Source organism: Agrobacterium rosae (assembly GCF_002915175.1).
GTDB lineage: Bacteria > Pseudomonadota > Alphaproteobacteria > Rhizobiales > Rhizobiaceae > Agrobacterium > Agrobacterium rosae.
This window is the reverse complement of record NZ_NXEJ01000006.1, coordinates 533,902-551,901: the sequence shown is the minus strand read 5'-3', so window position 1 is coordinate 551,901 and position 18,000 is coordinate 533,902. Positions and strand designations below refer to the sequence as shown.

At 58.0% G+C, this 18,000-nt stretch carries 18 protein-coding genes; 12 read left to right on the top strand and 6 right to left on the bottom strand.

Annotated features, from left to right (window positions below):
- Positions 1-22 precede the first annotated feature (22 nt).
- From fabD to CPJ18_RS27470, 3 genes are all read right to left on the bottom strand, one after another.
- Positions 23-967: an ACP S-malonyltransferase gene (gene fabD, locus CPJ18_RS13985; RefSeq protein ID WP_103659144.1), complete on the bottom strand. Its 945-nt coding sequence runs from the start codon at positions 965-967 to the stop codon at positions 23-25.
- A 119-nt stretch (positions 968-1,086) separates the two neighbouring features.
- On the bottom strand, positions 1,087-2,370 hold the full coding sequence (locus CPJ18_RS13980; RefSeq protein WP_103658995.1) for an Nramp family divalent metal transporter: 1,284 nt from the start codon (positions 2,368-2,370) through the stop codon (positions 1,087-1,089).
- A gap of 97 nt (positions 2,371-2,467) precedes the next feature.
- Positions 2,468-2,602: a hypothetical protein gene (locus tag CPJ18_RS27470; RefSeq protein WP_281063042.1), complete on the bottom strand. Its 135-nt coding sequence runs from the start codon at positions 2,600-2,602 to the stop codon at positions 2,468-2,470.
- 16 nt (positions 2,603-2,618) lie between these two features.
- On the opposite strand from CPJ18_RS27470, the gene CPJ18_RS13975 reads away from it, so the two are divergent.
- The 5 genes from CPJ18_RS13975 (at position 2,619) to rplI (ending at position 6,405) form a co-directional block, all read left to right on the top strand.
- Positions 2,619-3,662 (top strand): aldo/keto reductase, encoded by a 1,044-nt coding sequence (locus CPJ18_RS13975; protein WP_103658993.1) that lies wholly within the window; start codon positions 2,619-2,621, stop codon positions 3,660-3,662.
- 285 nt (positions 3,663-3,947) lie between these two features.
- Positions 3,948-4,418: a 30S ribosomal protein S6 gene (gene rpsF / locus CPJ18_RS13965; RefSeq protein ID WP_067643934.1), complete on the top strand. Its 471-nt coding sequence runs from the start codon at positions 3,948-3,950 to the stop codon at positions 4,416-4,418.
- Positions 4,419-4,430: 12 nt separating this feature from the next.
- Entirely contained in the window at positions 4,431-4,679 is a 249-nt protein-coding gene (gene rpsR, locus CPJ18_RS13960) for a 30S ribosomal protein S18 (protein ID WP_067643937.1), read from the top strand.
- Positions 4,680-4,837: 158 nt separating this feature from the next.
- A complete protein-coding gene (locus CPJ18_RS13955; protein ID WP_103658991.1) occupies positions 4,838-5,809 on the top strand; it encodes a DUF2232 domain-containing protein in 972 nt (323 codons plus the stop codon).
- 14 nt (positions 5,810-5,823) lie between these two features.
- Positions 5,824-6,405, top strand: coding sequence for a 50S ribosomal protein L9 (gene rplI, locus CPJ18_RS13950; protein WP_067643944.1), 582 nt, complete (start codon positions 5,824-5,826; stop codon positions 6,403-6,405).
- Between the two features lie 697 nt (positions 6,406-7,102).
- On the opposite strand, the gene CPJ18_RS13940 is transcribed toward rplI, so the two are convergent.
- The 3 genes from CPJ18_RS13940 to CPJ18_RS13930 all read right to left on the bottom strand — a co-directional run bounded on the left by CPJ18_RS13940 (position 7,103) and on the right by CPJ18_RS13930 (position 10,310).
- Complete coding sequence (locus tag CPJ18_RS13940; protein ID WP_103658989.1) at positions 7,103-8,170, bottom strand: HlyD family secretion protein; 1,068 nt, start codon at positions 8,168-8,170, stop codon at positions 7,103-7,105.
- A gap of 17 nt (positions 8,171-8,187) precedes the next feature.
- The gene (locus CPJ18_RS13935) at positions 8,188-9,702 is read right to left on the bottom strand and encodes an MFS transporter (RefSeq protein WP_103659143.1); all 1,515 of its coding nucleotides are present in this window, start codon (positions 9,700-9,702) and stop codon (positions 8,188-8,190) included.
- Between the two features lie 152 nt (positions 9,703-9,854).
- Complete coding sequence (locus CPJ18_RS13930; RefSeq protein WP_103658987.1) at positions 9,855-10,310, bottom strand: MarR family winged helix-turn-helix transcriptional regulator; 456 nt, start codon at positions 10,308-10,310, stop codon at positions 9,855-9,857.
- A gap of 330 nt (positions 10,311-10,640) precedes the next feature.
- Here CPJ18_RS13930 and CPJ18_RS13925 point away from each other — a divergent pair, with 330 nt between their 5' ends.
- The 7 genes from CPJ18_RS13925 (at position 10,641) to purF (ending at position 17,840) form a co-directional block, all read left to right on the top strand.
- Complete coding sequence (locus tag CPJ18_RS13925) at positions 10,641-12,137, top strand: replicative DNA helicase (RefSeq protein WP_067643954.1); 1,497 nt, start codon at positions 10,641-10,643, stop codon at positions 12,135-12,137.
- Positions 12,138-12,333: 196 nt separating this feature from the next.
- Complete coding sequence (alr, locus tag CPJ18_RS13920; protein ID WP_103658985.1) at positions 12,334-13,503, top strand: alanine racemase; 1,170 nt, start codon at positions 12,334-12,336, stop codon at positions 13,501-13,503.
- 64 nt (positions 13,504-13,567) lie between these two features.
- Positions 13,568-13,825: a type II toxin-antitoxin system ParD family antitoxin gene (locus CPJ18_RS13915; protein ID WP_103658983.1), complete on the top strand. Its 258-nt coding sequence runs from the start codon at positions 13,568-13,570 to the stop codon at positions 13,823-13,825.
- A 35-nt stretch (positions 13,826-13,860) separates the two neighbouring features.
- Positions 13,861-14,118, top strand: coding sequence for a type II toxin-antitoxin system RelE/ParE family toxin (locus CPJ18_RS13910; protein WP_103658981.1), 258 nt, complete (start codon positions 13,861-13,863; stop codon positions 14,116-14,118).
- 5 nt (positions 14,119-14,123) lie between these two features.
- Positions 14,124-15,524, top strand: coding sequence for a DNA repair protein RadA (gene radA, locus CPJ18_RS13905; RefSeq protein ID WP_077122223.1), 1,401 nt, complete (start codon positions 14,124-14,126; stop codon positions 15,522-15,524).
- A gap of 96 nt (positions 15,525-15,620) precedes the next feature.
- Positions 15,621-16,208: a CvpA family protein gene (locus tag CPJ18_RS13900; RefSeq protein ID WP_103658980.1), complete on the top strand. Its 588-nt coding sequence runs from the start codon at positions 15,621-15,623 to the stop codon at positions 16,206-16,208.
- A 138-nt stretch (positions 16,209-16,346) separates the two neighbouring features.
- Complete coding sequence (gene purF / locus CPJ18_RS13895) at positions 16,347-17,840, top strand: amidophosphoribosyltransferase (protein ID WP_103658978.1); 1,494 nt, start codon at positions 16,347-16,349, stop codon at positions 17,838-17,840.
- Positions 17,841-18,000: the final 160 nt, after the last annotated feature.

The window sequence follows — 18,000 nt, the reverse complement described above, 5'->3', positions numbered from 1 at the left end:
ATCCTTTGTCTATCTTTAGAACTCAGCCGAGAAGTGTTGCGAGTGCAGCATCGATATCGGCAGGCGTGCCGACGGCAACACCACTCACCGTCTTGTCGATGCGGCGAGCGAGGCCGGTCAGCACTTTGCCTGAGCCGATTTCGTAGAGTGTCGTAACATCATTTGCCGCAAACCACTCCACGGTTTCGCGCCAGCGCACCTGTCCCGTTACCTGTTCGACCAACAGTCTGGCAATCTCTTCGGCATCCGACACCGGTGCTGCACGCACGTTGGCGATGACAGGCACGATTGGGCTTTTCTTGGCTACATCAGCCAGCGCGGCGCGCATGGCGTCAGCAGCAGGTGCCATCAGCGCGGAATGGAAGGGCGCTGATACCGGCAACATGATGGCGCGCTTTGCGCCCTTTTCGGATGCCAGTGCCGCAGCTTTCTCCACCGGAGCTTTCGAGCCGGAAATGACCAACTGTCCGCCGCCATTGTCATTGGCGATCTGGCAAACGCCACCGACAGCCGCTTCCGTGCAGATGGCTTCGACATCGCCATGCTCAAGACCGATGATGGCGGCCATTGTGCCCTCACCCACCGGCACTGCTGCCTGCATGGCATTGCCACGAATGCGCAGCAGGCGGGCGGTATCTGATAGTGAGAATGTTCCGGCAGCGCAAAGCGCCGAATATTCGCCAAGCGAGTGGCCAGCAACATAGGAAACCTTTTCCGCAAGCTTCAGCCCGCGAGCTTCCAGCACGCGCATGACGGCGATGGAGACGGCCATCAGCGCTGGCTGCGCGTTTGCCGTCAGCGTCAGTGTTTCCTCCGGGCCGTTCCACATGATGTCGGAAAGCTTCTGGCCAAGCGCCTCATCGACCTCTTCAAAGACAGCGCGTGCCTCTGCGAAGTTCTCGGCAAGCTCCTTGCCCATACCGACAGCCTGGCTGCCCTGACCCGGAAATGTGAATGCAATAGCCATGGGATCCATCCCTTCTCTTATTTTCTTGGGGACTTCCATTCACATTCCGGCCAGCGGAGTCAAGGCTTTGCGGGGGGTGCCAAGCGTCTGTCCACCTCTCACACCCCGTAATTGACGCTTCACCGCGTAAACAGCCCGATCACTTCGCTGATGCACAGAACGATGAACAGCAGCGCGGAAATGCCCAACAGACCGTTAGACAGCCAACCGCTGCGCCATTCCTTCGGCACGCGTGAGGAGTTGAGCAGCCAGATCAACGTCAGCGCCAGGAACGGCATGAAGAAGGCTCCGAGCGCACCATAGATAATGACGAGCAGGAAAGGCCGTCCGAGGAACAAAAGCACCATGGGCGGGATCGTCAGCCAGAACAGGTAGAAGCGGAAGGCAGGCGTCTTTTCCAGGCCTTCACGGGAGCCAGTCTCGCCTTTGATGCCACGTACGAAATCCGCAAACAGCATGGACACGCCCTGCCATACGCCTAGCACCGATGAGATGGCCGTTGCGAAGAAGCCGATCAGGAACAGCGTGGACATGGTGCTGCCGAATCGTTCCTCCAGCACCCGGTCGAGATCGAGAAGACCACGGTCGCCGGTCGAAAGCGCGATCTGTGACGCGTAGAGCAGTTCGGCACCGATGATCAGCATGGCAACGACGAACATGCCGGTGACGATATAGGCAACACGGTTATCCAGCCGCATCACGCCCATCCAGGCCGGTGTGCGCCAGCCCTTGGCATTCACCCAATAACCATAGGACGCCATGGTGATGGTGCCGCCAACACCGCCGATGAGGCCGAGTGTATAAATGGCCGATCCCTCTGGTACGGACGGAATAAGGCCCGTTACGGCTTCCCCCACATTCGGCGAGACCATGATGGCGATGCCGATCACGATGACGAACATGATTCCGATGAAAATCTTCATGACGGTTTCGAACGCGTCATATCGGTTGAAGGCCACGAAAGCAGCACAGGAAAGGCCGGTCAGCACAGCCCATATCCACAGCGGCACGGAGGGGAAGAAGACGGCGAGCGGCAGCGCCGTGGCGCTCATGGCCGTGGCACCATACACGAAACCCCAGACCATGATGTAGATGCCGAAATACCAGCTGGTCCACTTGCCCAGAGACCGCCAGCCCTCCAGCATGGTGGAGCCTGTGGCCAGATGGTAGCGCGCGGAACCCTCTGCCAAAGCAATCTTCACGATGCAGCCGAGGACAGCAGCCCACAAAAGCGCATAACCGAATCGAGAACCGGCGATCAGCGTGGCAACGAGGTCGCCCGCGCCCACACCGGTGGCGGCAGCGACGATGCCGGGACCGATGAGTTTCCATCGTCCGGTTGCCGGTGGTATCGCCTTGTCGTCACCTGTTGTCGGCTGTGCAATTGCTGCACTGTCTGTCATTCACGGTCCTCCGCGCTGGTTTATGATCGAACCCAAATGCACACAGCAGAAAATGGTTGCGCGCAAAAAGGGAAATGCATCCCCGTTTTTGCAATAGTCAAACCTGAATTGCTACCCTTGAGAGATAAATCGCTTGATAATGGCCATAAGCATTGAATTTTCTGGAATGTTTTTTCTTGCGCTTGGCCAAATCAGAGATAGTCTCCAGCGCACCTTCCAAGCCATCAGCCAATCATCAGGACATTTCCATGAAACATAACACCCTGGGACGTACGGGCATTTCCGTGTCGGAAATCTGCCTCGGCACCATGACGTGGGGCACGCAGAACACCGAGGCCGAAGCGCACGAACAGATGGATTATGCCGTCGAGAACGGCGTCAATTTCTTCGACACCGCCGAGCTTTATCCCACCACGCCGGTTTCGCCTGAAACGCAGGGCCGCACCGAAGAATATATCGGCACATGGTTCCAGAAGACCGGCAAGCGCAAGGATATCGTGCTGGCCACCAAGGTCGCAGGCTCCGGTCGTGACTACATCAGAGGTGGCCGCGATATCGATGCCGCCTCGATTCGCGAGGCCGTCGATACCAGCCTTGCACGCCTGAAGACCGATTATATCGATCTCTACCAGATCCATTGGCCCAACCGCGGTACCTACCATTTCCGTGGCGTATGGGGTTTCGACGCTTCGACGCAGAACACCGAAAAGACGCTGTCCGAAATCACCGAAAAGCTGGAAACGCTGGGCGAACTGGTCAAGGCCGGCAAAATCCGCGCCATCGGCCTTTCCAATGAAAGCGCCTGGGGCACGCAGAAATACGTCGACATCGCCGAAGCCAAAGGCCTGCCGCGCGTCGCCTCCATTCAGAACGAATATAACCTTCTGTACCGGTCGTTCGATCTGGACCTAGCCGAAGTCTCCCACCACGAACAGGTCGGCCTGCTGGCCTACTCACCACTGGCAGGCGGCATTCTGACCGGCAAATACCAGAATGGCGGTCGCCCGGACGGTTCACGCGGTTCGATCAACAAGGATATCGGCGGACGCTTGCAGCCATTGCAGGAAGCCCCGGTCAAGGCCTATCTCGAACTGGCTTACGAACACGACCTGGACCCATCCCAACTCGCCATCGCCTTCACCCTGTCCCGCCCCTTCATGGCATCCTCCATCATCGGAGCGACGACCATGGAACAGCTGAAGACGGATATTGCGGCAGCCGATATCAAGCTTTCGGACGAGGTCCTGAAAAGCATTGCCGACATTCACCGGCAGTACCCGATGCCGATCTGACGCGGCACAAACCATGCTTTTTCGGGCAGCGCGCTTGCATTCGGCCCAAAAATCCGTATAAGCGCGCTGTTCACAACACCCGGTCCAATTGGCTGGTGGCTGAACGGAGGGCTGGTTTCGGTGACGAAACAGCAGGACCATAAGGTTTCCGGCCTCCCGTGTCTCCGCTCTCGACCGTCTCGAACAACGCTTTTCTTGCCCTTGGCTTTTGCCAAACAGGAGCAGTCGTTGAGGCTTAGCGCCGTTGCCGGGTGATGAATGAAACGCAAGAAAGGCAAAGCTTAAATGGCTCTTTACGAACACATCTTCCTTGCCCGGCAGGATATCACTGCCCAGCAGGTCGACGCACTTGTCGAGCAGTACAAGGGCGTTATCGAATCGTACGGCGGTAAGGTCGGACGCGTCGAAAACTGGGGCCTCAAGTCCCTGACATACCGCATCAAGAAGAACCGCAAGGCTCACTACGCTCTCATGGACATCGATGCTCCGGCACCGGCGATCCACGAAATCGAGCGCCAGATGCGCATCAACGAAGACGTTCTTCGCTACATGACCATCTCCGTGGAAGCCCACGAAGAAGGCCCATCTGCAATGATGCAGAAGCGCGACCGTGACGACCGTCCTCGCCGCGATGGCGACCGTCCTGACCGTGGCCCACGTGAAGGTGGCTTCGATCGTGGTCCTCGTCCACCTCGCGAAGGTGGCTTCGGCGACCGTGAAGACCGTCCGCGCCGTCCGCGCGAAGACCGTGCATAAGGAGCATATATAATGGCTGACGCATCTTCTTCCCAGGCACGCCGCCCGTTCCACCGCCGTCGCAAGACGTGCCCTTTCTCCGGCGCAAACGCTCCGAAGATCGACTACAAGGACGTACGTCTTCTGCAGCGCTACATTTCTGAGCGTGGCAAGATCGTTCCTTCCCGTATCACAGCTGTTTCCCAGAAGAAGCAGCGCGAACTCGCTCAGGCGATCAAGCGCGCTCGTTTCCTCGGCCTGCTGCCATACGTTCTGACCTAATATAATCTGCGAGGCTGCGCGTTTGCGCGGCCTCGTTTTCTCCATGACGACATCCTTCCGCGTTGGGCGTGGATCGATCTTGAAATGAAAACCCATGTTGGGGACGCGGTTCTAACGGACCATCCTCTAACTGCTACAAAGTTCAGCAGGACAGCGACTTGCCAAAATTGAACCAGACAGTGCTGATTCCCGGCATTCTTGCCGGCATATGCGCAGCGTTTCTAACGCTCGGCGCAACCGCACAGTCGTCGATGTCTTTCCTGCTTTATGCTGCCTCCGCCATGCCGGTTCTCGTTGCCGGGCTGGGCTGGGGCAATGTGTCTGCCATCATCGCCATTCTCTCAGCTGGTTTCCTCGGTGCCCTCGCCGTATCTCCCGTCTTCGCCGTGACGATCGCGATATTTACGCTGATCCCGGCTGGCTGGCTGTCTCACCTTGCCAATCTGGCGCGTCCTGCATCCGAGTTGGGTGGCCCTGACGATCTGATGGCATGGTATCCGCTTTCGGGTATCGTCCTGCATCTCTGCGCGCTCATCACCGTCTCCGTCATCGTCCTCGGCACGATGATCGGTTATGGCCCCGACCTCGTGTCGCAACTGGTCGATGTGATGATGGCGTCGGTGCAGACGCGCGAAGCAGCCTTCACGCCGGATGCGACGGCGCTTGCGCAGACGAAAACACTTTTGGTGCTGATGCTGCCGATGGTTCAGGGCGGTCTCTGGGTCATCATGCTGTTTGCAGCCTATTATTTCGCCAGCCGTGCGGTTCGCTCCTTCGGCAAGGGTCTGCGCCCGCGTGAAGATATCGCAGCCGCACTGCGCATGCACCGCAACGCGATCTTCATCTTCCTCGGCGGCATTGTCCTCACCTTCCTCGGAGGCACCGTGGCGATGGTCGGCGCGGTCGTCTGCGGCACCTTCGGCGCAGGCTTCATCATGGCGGGCTATGCCTCCCTGCATCATCGTTCCAAGGGCAAGGACTGGCGCTGGCCGGTTCTGGTCCTGGCTTACATATCGGCGGTCTTCGTCTTTCCGCTGCTTCTCATTCTTGTGCTTGGTTTGAGCGACGTGCGCAGCACGATCTCCCTCACGCCACCACGGAACCCTGACAATAACGAAACCAAACCTTAGAAAGGATCAAGAAGATGGAAGTCATTCTTCTCGAACGCATCGCAAAGCTTGGCCAGATGGGCGAAACCGTAAAGGTTCGCGATGGCTACGCACGTAACTTCCTGCTGCCACACGGCAAGGCACTTCGCGCCAACGCTGCCAACAAGACCCGTTTCGAATCCGAGCGCGCAACGCTCGAAGCTCGTAACCTTGAGCGCAAGTCCGAAGCACAGACCGTTGCCGACGCATTGGCTGGCAAGAGCTTCATCGTTGTCCGTTCTGCTGGCGAAACTGGCCAGATGTACGGCTCTGTTGCTGCTCGTGACGTTGTTGAAATCCTCGGCGCTGAAGGCTTCAACATCGGCCGCAACCAGGTCGAACTCAACACACCGATCAAGACAATCGGTCTGCACAACGTAACGCTTCACCTGCACGCCGAAGTCGAGCTTCAGGTTGAACTGAACGTTGCCCGTTCGGCTGAAGAAGCAGAGCGTCAGGCCAAGGGCGAAAGCCTCACATCCGCCGACGCCATCTACGGCGTTGACGAAGACGCTCTTCGTCCAGAAGACTTCTTTGATCCAGACGCAGAATTCAACGGCGAAGGCGACGACGAATAATCGTCTCTGGCCTGTTGAACTGAATACTGAAACCCCGGATGGCGACATTCGGGGTTTTTGGGTTTTATGGGGTTGGTGGGGCGTCGCGGGTGGGGCTTACCCCCCTCTGTCCTGCCGGACATCTCCCCCACAAGGAGGGAGATTGGCTGGGCGCACTGACGCAGCCTCTGTCTCGACGTCTGAGATGGCCGCAAGCGTGCCGCGATTCGATCTCCCCACCTGTGGGGGAGATGTCCGGCAGGACAGAGGGAGGTAAACCCCACCCGCTACGTCAAAAAATTTCTACGACAAAACTAATTCCACTTTGGTCACGCTTCGCCGTTCACGCGGTGCCCTGCACCCGTGGCTTGCTTTACCCTCGACCCCAAGAACACACGCAAATGCGGATATGTCTTTGGTTTGGTGTTTGTCGTTGGCTCCGCATTTGCGTGGCCCCGGTCGTCTTGCTCAAGCCGGATCATAAAAGACCCGGCCTGAGATTTATAAGCAGTTTCCGGTGAAACTTCGCCGCCTCGATTTTCCGAAGCCGTGAATGGTCCTCGGATCGAGGTGGTCGGTCCACCAATTCTAGTGTCCGGCTGCACGTCTACAACCAACCACCAACCTCCGCCTCCCGCCAAATGTTTCGCGACACATTCCGGCTGCGGACGTGGGGAGATCGTAGGCATGGGAAGGATGAGCGTGGAGAAAACTTTTTTTATTTTTTAGCCGTTTCAGCGCCTGCCGGAGCGACGGCCTTATCCACCCGCACCACCACGGACATGCCGGGCGAAAGCTCGGCAGCCAGCGGCTGGTCCGGATCGATGGAGATGCGCACGCCGAGACGCTGCGCGATTTTCACGAAGTTGCCAGTGGCGTTATCCGGTTTGATGACCGCGAATTCGGAGCCGGCGGCGGGGGCGAAGCGTTCTACTTTGCCCGTCAGCTTCCGGCGATGCAGGGCATCGACGGAAATCGAAACCACCTGCCCTGCTTCCATTCCGCCGAGCTGCGTTTCCTTGAAGTTGGCAACGACCCAGACGTCATGCGGCACGACCGCCATCAGCTGCGTTCCAGCCGCCACATACTGTCCTATGCGAACGCCGACTTCGCCGAGCTTGCCATCCCTAGGCGCGTGAATCTCCGTGTTTTGCAGATCGATCTTGGCCAGTTCCACGGCTGCTTCTGCATTGGCGACTGCGGCCTGCAAGGAACCACGGTTGATGATGATGGTCTGGAGATCCTGACGGGCCACCTCAAGCGCTGCTTTCGATTGCGAAAGACCGGCACGGGCCTTGTCGAGATTGGCCTGTGCTTCTTCCTGCACACTGGAGGTTCCGGCACCACTGCGCAGAAGACTATCCTGACGGTCGGCTGCAAGCTGGGCCTGCTTGAGGGAGGCCTGTGCGCCATCGACGGCCGCTTCGCCAGAGGCGATATTCGCCTTGGCGGCGATTTCCTGCTGGCGGGAATTGTCGAAGGCCGCCTTCTGACTATCCAACGATGCCTCGGCTTGCGCCAATTTCTGGCGGAAGATGCGGTCATCCACCTTGGCCAGAATGTCGCCCTGCTTTACCTCCTGATAATCCTTGACCGGCGCATCGACGATGTAACCGCTGACCTGCGGGCTCATGGTCGTGACATAGCCGCGCACATAGGCGTTGTCGGTCATTTCGACTGAGCTGGAAAAGGGTGGCAACCGCCATGCGTAAAGCACCAGCGCCACACCGGCGACGCCGCCCAGGAGAACGATGAGAGTAAGAGGCGTGAATAATTTCTTCAGCATTTTTATATCTCGGACAATCAGGATTGAGGTGCGGCCACGGTCTCGTCTTCGCTTTTCAGCAGAGACTTGAGACGTAACCATGCAAGATGAAGCAAAAGCATGACAAGAGCAGCAGCGGCGCAGACTGAAATCAGCAAAAACGTATCGTTATAAGCCAGAATATAAGCCTCGCGCGTAACCTGCGCGCCCAGCAGCGATAGACCCTCTGCCTTCAGAAGTGCGGCATCGGTGATGACATGGCTGTAGCCAGCGGACAGCTGGCTGACGCGTTGCGCCACCTGCGGGTTCTGCAAGAGGATGCTTTCCACCAGAATATTCGAGTGGAATTTTTCCCGCAGCGTCACGAAGGAACCGAGAAGGCCGGTCGTTAGCAGGGAACCTGTGATCTGCGTGAAAATGAAGATGGTGATGAAGTTGACGAGGTAAGGCGGGCCTTTTGCCAAGGCTGCGCCAAATCCTTTCGCCATGACAGGCGGCAGGAACATGGCCGCGCCGAAAGCAATCATCGCCTGGCTCAGATACATCTGTTCCGGCCGCACGAGATTGGTCAGGCCGCTATCCATGAAGGCACCGAGCGCGATTAGCGCCAGTGCGATGACATGGGCGGTATCCACATATTTCGTCAGCATCAACAACGCGCACAAGGCACCGCCGAGCAGCGTCGCAACGATGATGAGCGCATAGAGCCCGGTCGTCTGCTCGTTCAAGATGCCCAGTTGCTGATACAGGCTGACCGCCGTGGAAGACTGTTCAGACGAGACGGCGCGGTAGATCAGCAGGATCGCAATCAGGTGCAGGTTGGTGCGCGAGAATATCCAGCGCAAGTCCAGCATCGGATTTTTACGAGGAAGTTCGATCGCGGTCATCAATGCCAGCAGGCCGATGGAGGTTGCCAGCAAGACGCCGAGCCACCACGTTTCGAACCACCAGTAGAAGCGGCCGAGCGTGAGGAATACGGCGAGACAGCCGAGGCCGCCTGCAAACAGCAGGTAGCTCAAGATGTCCATGCGCTCGATGACCTTGGCACGCGGTGGTGGCGTCAGCGGCAGCAGATAAATGATGGGCAGCACGGCCAGCGAAAGCCCGACCTCCATGGTGTACAGCGCCTGCCAGCCATCGATATCCAGCAATTCAGGGGAGATGATGCGTGCCAGCGGTGCCGACAGCAGCGTCCCCGTCAGCGCGATGCTGAGGCCCAGCGTCAGCTTGCGCTGTACCGGAAAAGCTTCGAGAATATAGAGAAAGCCTAGCGATGACAGCGGTGCTGCCGCCATGCCGCTGACGAAACGTACGACAATGGCTGAATGCAGATCCGTCACGAAGAGATTGAGACAGGATGCCAGCACGAAACAGATGATGCTGATTTCCGCAAAGGGACGCAGCCCATATTGCTGGCGCACCTTGAACAGTGCGATGGAGAAGGTGGCATAAGGTGCCATATAGGCCGCAGACAACCACGCGACCTCGGCAATCGTTGCCGAAAACTCGCCCTGTAACTGGTAGATATTGGCCATGACGATGTTCATGCCCATGCCCTGCGTTACGAAAAACGACAGGCCAGCGAAAATATAAAGAAGCTTTGCAGGAAAGGATTTCTCTGGTGGGGGGGCAGGTGCAACAGGTGTTTCCGGCACCGCTTCGGGTGCCGCATCTGGCGTATCCAGGGTGGTTGAAACGGCGTTGCTCACGACTGCACCTTTTCGCCAGCGAGATTTTGAAGGTTGGCAGACAGGCGGCGGACCACATCCAGTGCAGCACTGATATCATCCGTCAAAATATCGGCTGCGATGGCGGCCCGCATGGATTTTGCCTGCATATGCACATCCTCAAATGTCGTTACGCCATCTGGCGTCATGTGTACGCGCTTGGCCCGGCGGTCGATCTCGTCAGAACGCCGCTCGATGAGGTTTTGTTTCTCCATCGCATCAAGCACGCGAACCAAAGTTGGTGTTTCGATTTCCAGCTCCTCGGCCAGCTCCTTCTGGGTCAACGGCCCGCGACGCGACAGGGCAAAAAGCGCCCGGGCGCGGGCAAGCGTCAGCCCCTGCTCCGCCACTCTGGCATCAAAGAAGGACCTAAGCTTTCGGTTGAAAGCCGCCATCTCATCGAAAAGCTGCTCTTTTTCTGTCGCACGAGACAAATACTTAGACCTTATAATTAGCACGCTATCTATTTCATCCCTATTTATTTTCGCGATTGGGAATATGCAAGAGGCTTTGTTGAAATAGCTGCCATGCCGTAAACTCATAACGGACCGAAACCGATTCGTTTTTCGTGGTCATCACGCCCACGTTTCAGCCTGTGGATTACTGTTAACAACACACTTTATGAGGCCGCCTGCCACTGTAAGGTAAGCCTGTCTGCCACTGTTGCCGCATTGTCCTTGACTGCCGCTGCCGCTCGCTTCAAACCGGCAGGCTTGCAAGAAACGAAGGCTTCGAACCAGCCTCAAGGGAGATCACAGAAAACCATGAACGACGCTGTGAGAAAGATCACCCCCGCCCCGGCTGCTGAACCGCTGTACCGCGAAGCGCCGAACAACATCGAAGCGGAACAGGCACTGCTGGGTGCCATTCTCGTCAATAACGATGCCTATTACCGTGTCTCCGACTTCCTGAAGCCCGTACATTTGTACGAGCCGCTTCACCGCAAGATTTTCGAAGTTGCCGGCGATATTATCCGCATGGGCAAGACCGCCAACCCGGTGACGATCAAGACCTTCCTGCCCGCCGATGGCAAGATCGGTGACCTGACGGTTGCGCAATATCTGGCGCGTCTTGCCTCCGATGCTGTGTCGATCATCAATGCGGAAGACTATGGCCGCGCCATCTATGACCTTGCGCTGCGCCGTGCGCTGATCCAGATCGGTGAAGACGTCGTCAACATTGCCTATGATGCGCCGCTGGACATGCCGCCGCAGACGCAGATCGAAGACACCGAGCGCCGCCTGTTCGAGTTGGCGGAAACCGGTCGTTACGATGGCGGCTTCCAGTCCTTCAACGATGCGGTATCGCTGGCCATCGACATGGCCGGAGCAGCGTTTGAGCGTGACGGCAATCTCTCCGGCATCTCCACTGGCATCCACTCCCTGGATGGCCGCATGGGTGGCTTGCAGCGTTCCGACTTGATCGTGCTTGCGGGACGTCCCGGCATGGGCAAGACCTCGCTTGCCACCAACATCGCCTATAACATCGCGGCATCCTACGAGCAGGAAGTGCAGCCCGACGGCTCCTATAAAGCCAAGAACGGCGGCGTCGTCGGCTTCTACTCGCTCGAAATGTCCTCCGAACAGCTGGCCACGCGTATCATTTCCGAACAGACCGAAGTGTCGTCCTCGAAAATCCGCCGTGGTGAAATCACCGAGGCCGATTTCGAAAAGCTGGTTGCTTGCAGCCAGATGATGCAGAAAGTGCCGCTTTATATCGACCAGACCGGTGGTATTTCCATCGCCCAGCTTTCCGCACGCGCCCGTCGCCTCAAGCGCCAGCGTGGCCTCGATTGCCTTGTGGTGGACTATATTCAGCTGATGACAGGTTCCGGCAAAGGCGGCGAAAACCGCGTGCAGGAAATCACCCAGATCACCACAGGCCTGAAGGCGCTGGGTAAGGAACTCAACGTTCCCATCATCGCGCTCTCCCAGCTCTCCCGTCAGGTGGAAAGCCGCGAAGACAAGCGCCCGCAGCTTTCCGACCTTCGTGAATCGGGCTCTATCGAGCAGGACGCCGACGTGGTGCTGTTCGTGTTCCGTGAGGAATATTACGTCAAGAACATGGAGCCACGCGATATTTCCGACCCGAAATATGCCGAGTGGGAAGCGCTGTTCGACAAGGTAAAGGGTACCGCCGACGTCATCATCGCCAAGCAGCGTCACGGACCGACGGGTACGGTGAAGCTGGCGTTCCAGGCCGAGTTCACGCGCTTTGCGGACCTGGCCGATCCATCGTTTACGCAATACGAAGAGCATTGATTTCTATATTCCGCCTCGCGTTTCCAAGACGTGGGGCGGTGCCTTTTCAGGGGTTTGGCGGTACCTGTTCACAATTCGATTCCGCCCGACGTCTGGCTGCGAAACATTGTGCATAGACAAAGTTTACCCGACTCCGTCATGACCACCTTGAACAAAAGTGATAGATCGTAGCTATCTTTCTCAGCGGTGCAGGATCATGACAGACGAGTTTGACGACAGCTTTTCCGAGGCAGACGCATTCGATACCGCGCCGCTTCGCGTGACGGTGGACCTTGGCGCGCTCGCCGATAACTGGCGTGATATGGCTAGGCGCTCGGGCAAGGCGCGAGCATCGGCTGTGGTGAAGGCGGATGCCTACGGCATGGGGATCGAGGATTGCGGCGCGACGCTTTATCATGCGGGTGCGCGGGACTTTTTTGTCGCCACTGTCGCAGAGGGTGCGACGCTGCGCCCGCATGCGCCGGAAGCGCGTATCTTCGTGCTCTCCGGCATCTGGCCGGGACAGGAGAGCCACGTTTTCGGCAATGATCTCGTGCCTGTTATCGCGTCCGAAGAACAGCTTTCTTTCTGGATGGGAACGTTGGCCGAGCGCGGAGACCATCCGTTTGCGCTTCACATCGACACGGGTTTCAACCGGCTGGGCCTGCCGCTGGAGGACGCGCTGTTTCTGGCTGATGATACGACACGGCCCGCCAGCTTCGATCCTGTCCTCGTGCTCTCCCACCTCGCCTGCGCCGACACGCCATCATCCCCCATGAACAAGGCACAGCTTGAATCATTCCGGCAGGTTAGCGCCGCCTTCGAAGGCATCGAATCAAGCCTTTCGGCCTCAGCCGGAATTTTCCTCGGCGCAGACTACCACTTCGATCTCACCCGCCCCGGCATCGCGCTTTATGGCGCAGAAGCGGTGAACGATATGGCCAACCCGATGCGCCCGGTCGCAAAGGCCGAAGCGCGGATCATCCAGATCCGTGATGCCGGGGAAGGCCAGACGGTGAGCTATGGCGGCACCTTCATTCTCAAGCGCGCCAGCCGATTGGCGATTGCATCCGTTGGTTACGCCGATGGCTATCATCGCTCGCTCTCTGGCTCCGGCATTCCGCTGCGCGAAATGGGCTATGGCGGCGCTTACGGCTTCATCAATGGCTACGAGGTGCCGGTTGCTGGCCGTGTGACGATGGATCTGACGATTTTCGACGTCACGGACGTGCCGCCAAATGCCATCCGCGCCGGCGATTACATCGAACTTTTCGGCCCCAACGTGCCGGTGGATGAGGTGGCGCGGGCGGCTGGAACCATCGGTTACGAAATGTTGACCGGCCTTGGATTGCGCTACGAGCGACAATATCTGATCGAAGACGCGTGAAGCTTTTCTTGCCTCTTGGAAAGCGCCGAAGACCTGTGCTATACGAGAACAAAAGGAGATCGAAATGACCGAAATCCATCTCAGCGAGCAGGATCGCAAGTTTATTGATGAGCAGGTGAAAGCCGGCGCATTCGAAGATGCGGATGCTGTGGTTCACGCAAGCTTGCAGTTACTTGGAAGTGAACAAGAAGAACTCAAGCGAATGATTGCGGAAGCGGACGCGCAGTTTGAGCGTGGGGAATACCTCACACTCACGACAGCAGACAATTGGGCTGATTCTATTATAAAAAGAGGAATGAGCCAATTAGACCGAAGCAGCTAATTTACTCACCTCTCGCTGATCAAGACCTTCTTGAGATGTTTCTTTGGATCGCGGCTGACGACACGATGACGGCCTCAGCATTCATCCGAGATTTAACAAGAAAAATAGAATGGATCGCGGCCAGTGGTTTCCCTGGTCTACCGCGCGATGAGCTTTCCCAAGGATTGAAAGCGCTGCCTTACAGACAACGCTGCATATATTTTCGTATCGAGGCCGATACCGTACGCATTTTGCGTGTCATGCATGGCCGCAGACACCTGTCTCCTAAAGACTTCAAACAAGAAGAAAACTGACATTTATGGCCAAAGCCAAGACACAATTCATCTGCCAGAACTGCGGCACTGTTCACACCCGCTGGGCGGGTAAATGCGAGGGCTGTGGTGAGTGGAACACCATCGTCGAGGAAGACCCGATGGGTGGCATCGGCTCTGGTCCGGGCAGGACGCCCAAGAAGGGGCGGCCCGTTACGCTCACCTCGCTGTCCGGTGAAATCGAGGAAGCGCCGCGTATCCCAACCGGCATGAGCGAACTGGACCGGGCAACCGGCGGTGGGTTCGTGCGCGGGTCTGCGGTGCTGATCGGTGGTGACCCCGGCATAGGTAAATCCACGCTGCTGATGCAGGCGGCGGCAGCATTGTCTCGGCGCGGGCATCGCATCGTCTATGTCTCGGGCGAAGAGGCGGTGGCGCAGGTGCGGCTGCGCGCCCAGCGTCTGGGTGCAGCCGATACCGATGTGTTGCTGGCAGCCGAAACCAATGTCGAGGACATTCTGGCGACGATTTCCGAGGGCAAGCGGCCGGATCTGATCATCATCGACTCCATCCAGACACTGTGGAGCGATACGGCTGATTCTGCCCCCGGAACCGTGACACAGGTTCGTACCGGCGTTCAGGCCATGATCCGTTTTGCCAAGCAGACGGGTGCCACCATGGTTCTCGTCGGGCACGTGACCAAGGATGGGCAGATTGCCGGTCCGCGCGTGGTGGAACATATGGTGGATGCCGTACTGTATTTCGAAGGCGATCGCGGCCATCACTACCGTATCCTGCGCACCGTCAAGAACCGCTTCGGACCCACGGATGAAATCGGTGTGTTCGAAATGTCGGACAAGGGGCTGCGTGAAGTCTCCAATCCGTCCGAACTCTTTCTCGGCGAGCGCAACGAGAAATCCCCTGGTGCCGCCGTTTTTGCGGGCATGGAGGGAACGCGCCCGGTGCTGGTGGAAGTGCAGGCTCTGGTCGCGCCGACATCGCTCGGCACCCCGCGCCGCGCCGTGGTCGGTTGGGATTCGTCGCGGTTGGCGATGATTCTTGCCGTGCTGGAGGCCCATTGCGGCGTGAAGCTGGGCAGCCACGATGTTTACCTCAATGTCGCAGGTGGATACCGCATTTCCGAACCGGCGGCTGACATGGCAATTGCCTCTGCACTGGTTTCATCGCTTGCCGGTCTTGCCCTGCCCGCCGATTGCGTCTATTTCGGCGAGGTCAGCCTGTCGGGCGCGGTCAGGCCGGTGTCGCATACGGGGCAACGGTTGAAAGAGGCTGAAAAACTCGGCTTTTCCACCGCATTTTTGCCTTCGGCCTCTGCTGAGCTGCCGAAGGGTGCCAAAGGGCGCTGGACTGAGATCGAAAGCCTGCCGGACCTCGTCTCGCGAATTGCGGGATCAGGCAACCGGTTCAGACAGGTTGAGGAAGACTAAGATTGATCCTTTCGCTGGCTAAACGGCTAGTGTAAGAGGAACGAAAGTTGGCACAGTGGCGCTTCCATTCAGTGTCGCGACCTCCGGAGTTGGTAAATGCCCATTACGATTTTCGACGGCATCGTTATCGCCGTTGTCCTGTTCTCCGCTGTTCTCGCCATGGTGCGAGGGTTCTCGCGTGAAATCCTGTCCATCGCCAGCTGGGGCGGCTCGGTCGCAGCCGCTTATTATCTCTATCCCATGCTGTTGCCCTATGCGCGCAACTACACGGATGACGACAAGATCGCGATTGCCGGTTCTGCCGGTGTCATCTTCCTCGTCGCGCTCATCATCATTTCGTTCATAACGTCGCGCATTGCCGATTTTATCATCGACAGCCGCATCGGCGCTCTGGATCGCACCCTTGGCTTCCTGTTCGGTGCAGCACGCGGCATTCTTCTGCTGGTCGTTGCCGTCGCCTTCTGGAACTGGCTGGTCGATGTCAGAACGCAGCCGACATGGGTGACACAGGCGAAATCCAAACCTTTCCTGGATGGCCTTGTGGCCAAGCTGGAAGCGGCCTTGCCGGATAATATCGAACCGCAAATCCGGGCTCGCATTCTTGGCAAACCGGCAGAAGGCACCCCGGAACAGACACCGGCGGACGATGCTCCGGCAACAAACCCACCGACTACGACGAATTGACAACAGGCGCGTCTTGCAATGCATGCAAGGCGCGCTATTTGTGCTAGACATTCACTTCAAGCAGCAGACAGACCACACTGGTAGACAACACTTACCAGCGCGGTTTTTGTTTTTGGTACTTCAGCAAAGGCAAGCCAGATGAACGAGCCGCTTTCGCATTCCACCTTCAACGACATTCTCGATGGCGATACCTTGCATGAAGAATGCGGCGTCTTCGGCGTTCTCGGACACCCGGATGCGGCGGCACTGACGGCGCTCGGTCTGCACGCCCTGCAACATCGCGGACAAGAAGCGGCGGGCATGGTGTCGTTCGATGGCAAGCGTTTCTATCAGGAACGCCATATGGGCCTCGTTGGTGATCATTATACAAACCCGGTTACCCTTGCCCGCCTGCCCGGCTCCATCACCATCGGCCATACACGCTACTCCACGACAGGCGAAGTTGCGTTGCGCAACGTGCAGCCACTGTTTGCGGAACTTGAAGAAGGCGGCATCGCCATTGCCCATAACGGCAACTTCACCAATGGCCTGACGCTTCGTCGCCAGATCATCGCCACCGGTGCCATCTGTCAGTCTACGTCAGACACAGAAGTGGTCCTTCACCTCATCGCCCGCTCCCGCCATTCCTCCACAGCTGATCGCTTCATCGATGCCATCCGCCAGATGGAAGGCGGTTATTCGATGCTGGCCATGACCCGCACGAAGCTGATTGCCGCCCGCGATCCCACGGGCATCCGCCCGCTGGTCATGGGTGATCTGGATGGCAAGCCGATCTTCTGCTCGGAAACCTGTGCGCTCGACATTATCGGCGCGAAGTTCGTCCGTGATGTTGAAAATGGCGAAGTCATCATCTGCGAAATACAGCCGGATGGTTCTGTTACCATCGATGCGCGCAAGCCGGTCAAGCCGCAGCCGGAACGTCTCTGCCTGTTCGAATATGTCTATTTCGCCCGTCCCGATTCCGTCGTGGGTGGCCGCAACGTTTACACCACCCGCAAGAACATGGGCAGCATCCTTGCCAAGGAAGCGCCGCTCGAGGCTGACGTCGTGGTGCCGGTGCCGGATGGCGGAACGCCTGCGGCGCTCGGCTTTGCGCAGGAAAGTGGCATTCCTTTCGAATACGGCATCATCCGCAACCATTATGTCGGTCGTACCTTCATCGAGCCGACGCAATCGATCCGTGCGCTGGGCGTGAAGCTGAAGCACTCCGCCAACCGGGCGATGATAGAAGGCAAGCGCGTCGTTCTGGTGGATGATTCCATCGTGCGCGGCACGACATCGGTCAAGATCGTGCAGATGATCCGTGAGGCCGGTGCCAAGGAAGTTCATATCCGCGTTGCCAGCCCGATGATTTTCCACCCGGATTTCTACGGCATCGATACGCCTGATGCCGACAAGCTGCTGGCCAACCAGTATGCAGATGTCGAGGACATGGCGAAATTCATCGGCGTGGATTCGCTGGCGTTCCTGTCCATCAACGGGCTTTACCAAGCCGTTGGCGGTGTAGACCGCAACAATGCGCGCCCGCAATTCACCGACCACTATTTCACCGGTGAATACCCGACCCGCCTGCTCGACAAGAACGGCGAATCGATGGGCAACAAGATTTCCATGCTGGCCAGCAACGGCTGACGGTTTACTTCCTTCATTCCTGTTCCCCGGATCAAGCCCGGGGATGTCACAGGAATCCAGCCACGGCGCGTCTGCGCCGTGAAAGGGGCTTTAGCGCGCAAGGACTTGCGCGCACTGGATCCCTATGACAAGCACAGGGATGAGGAGCCATCGGCAACCG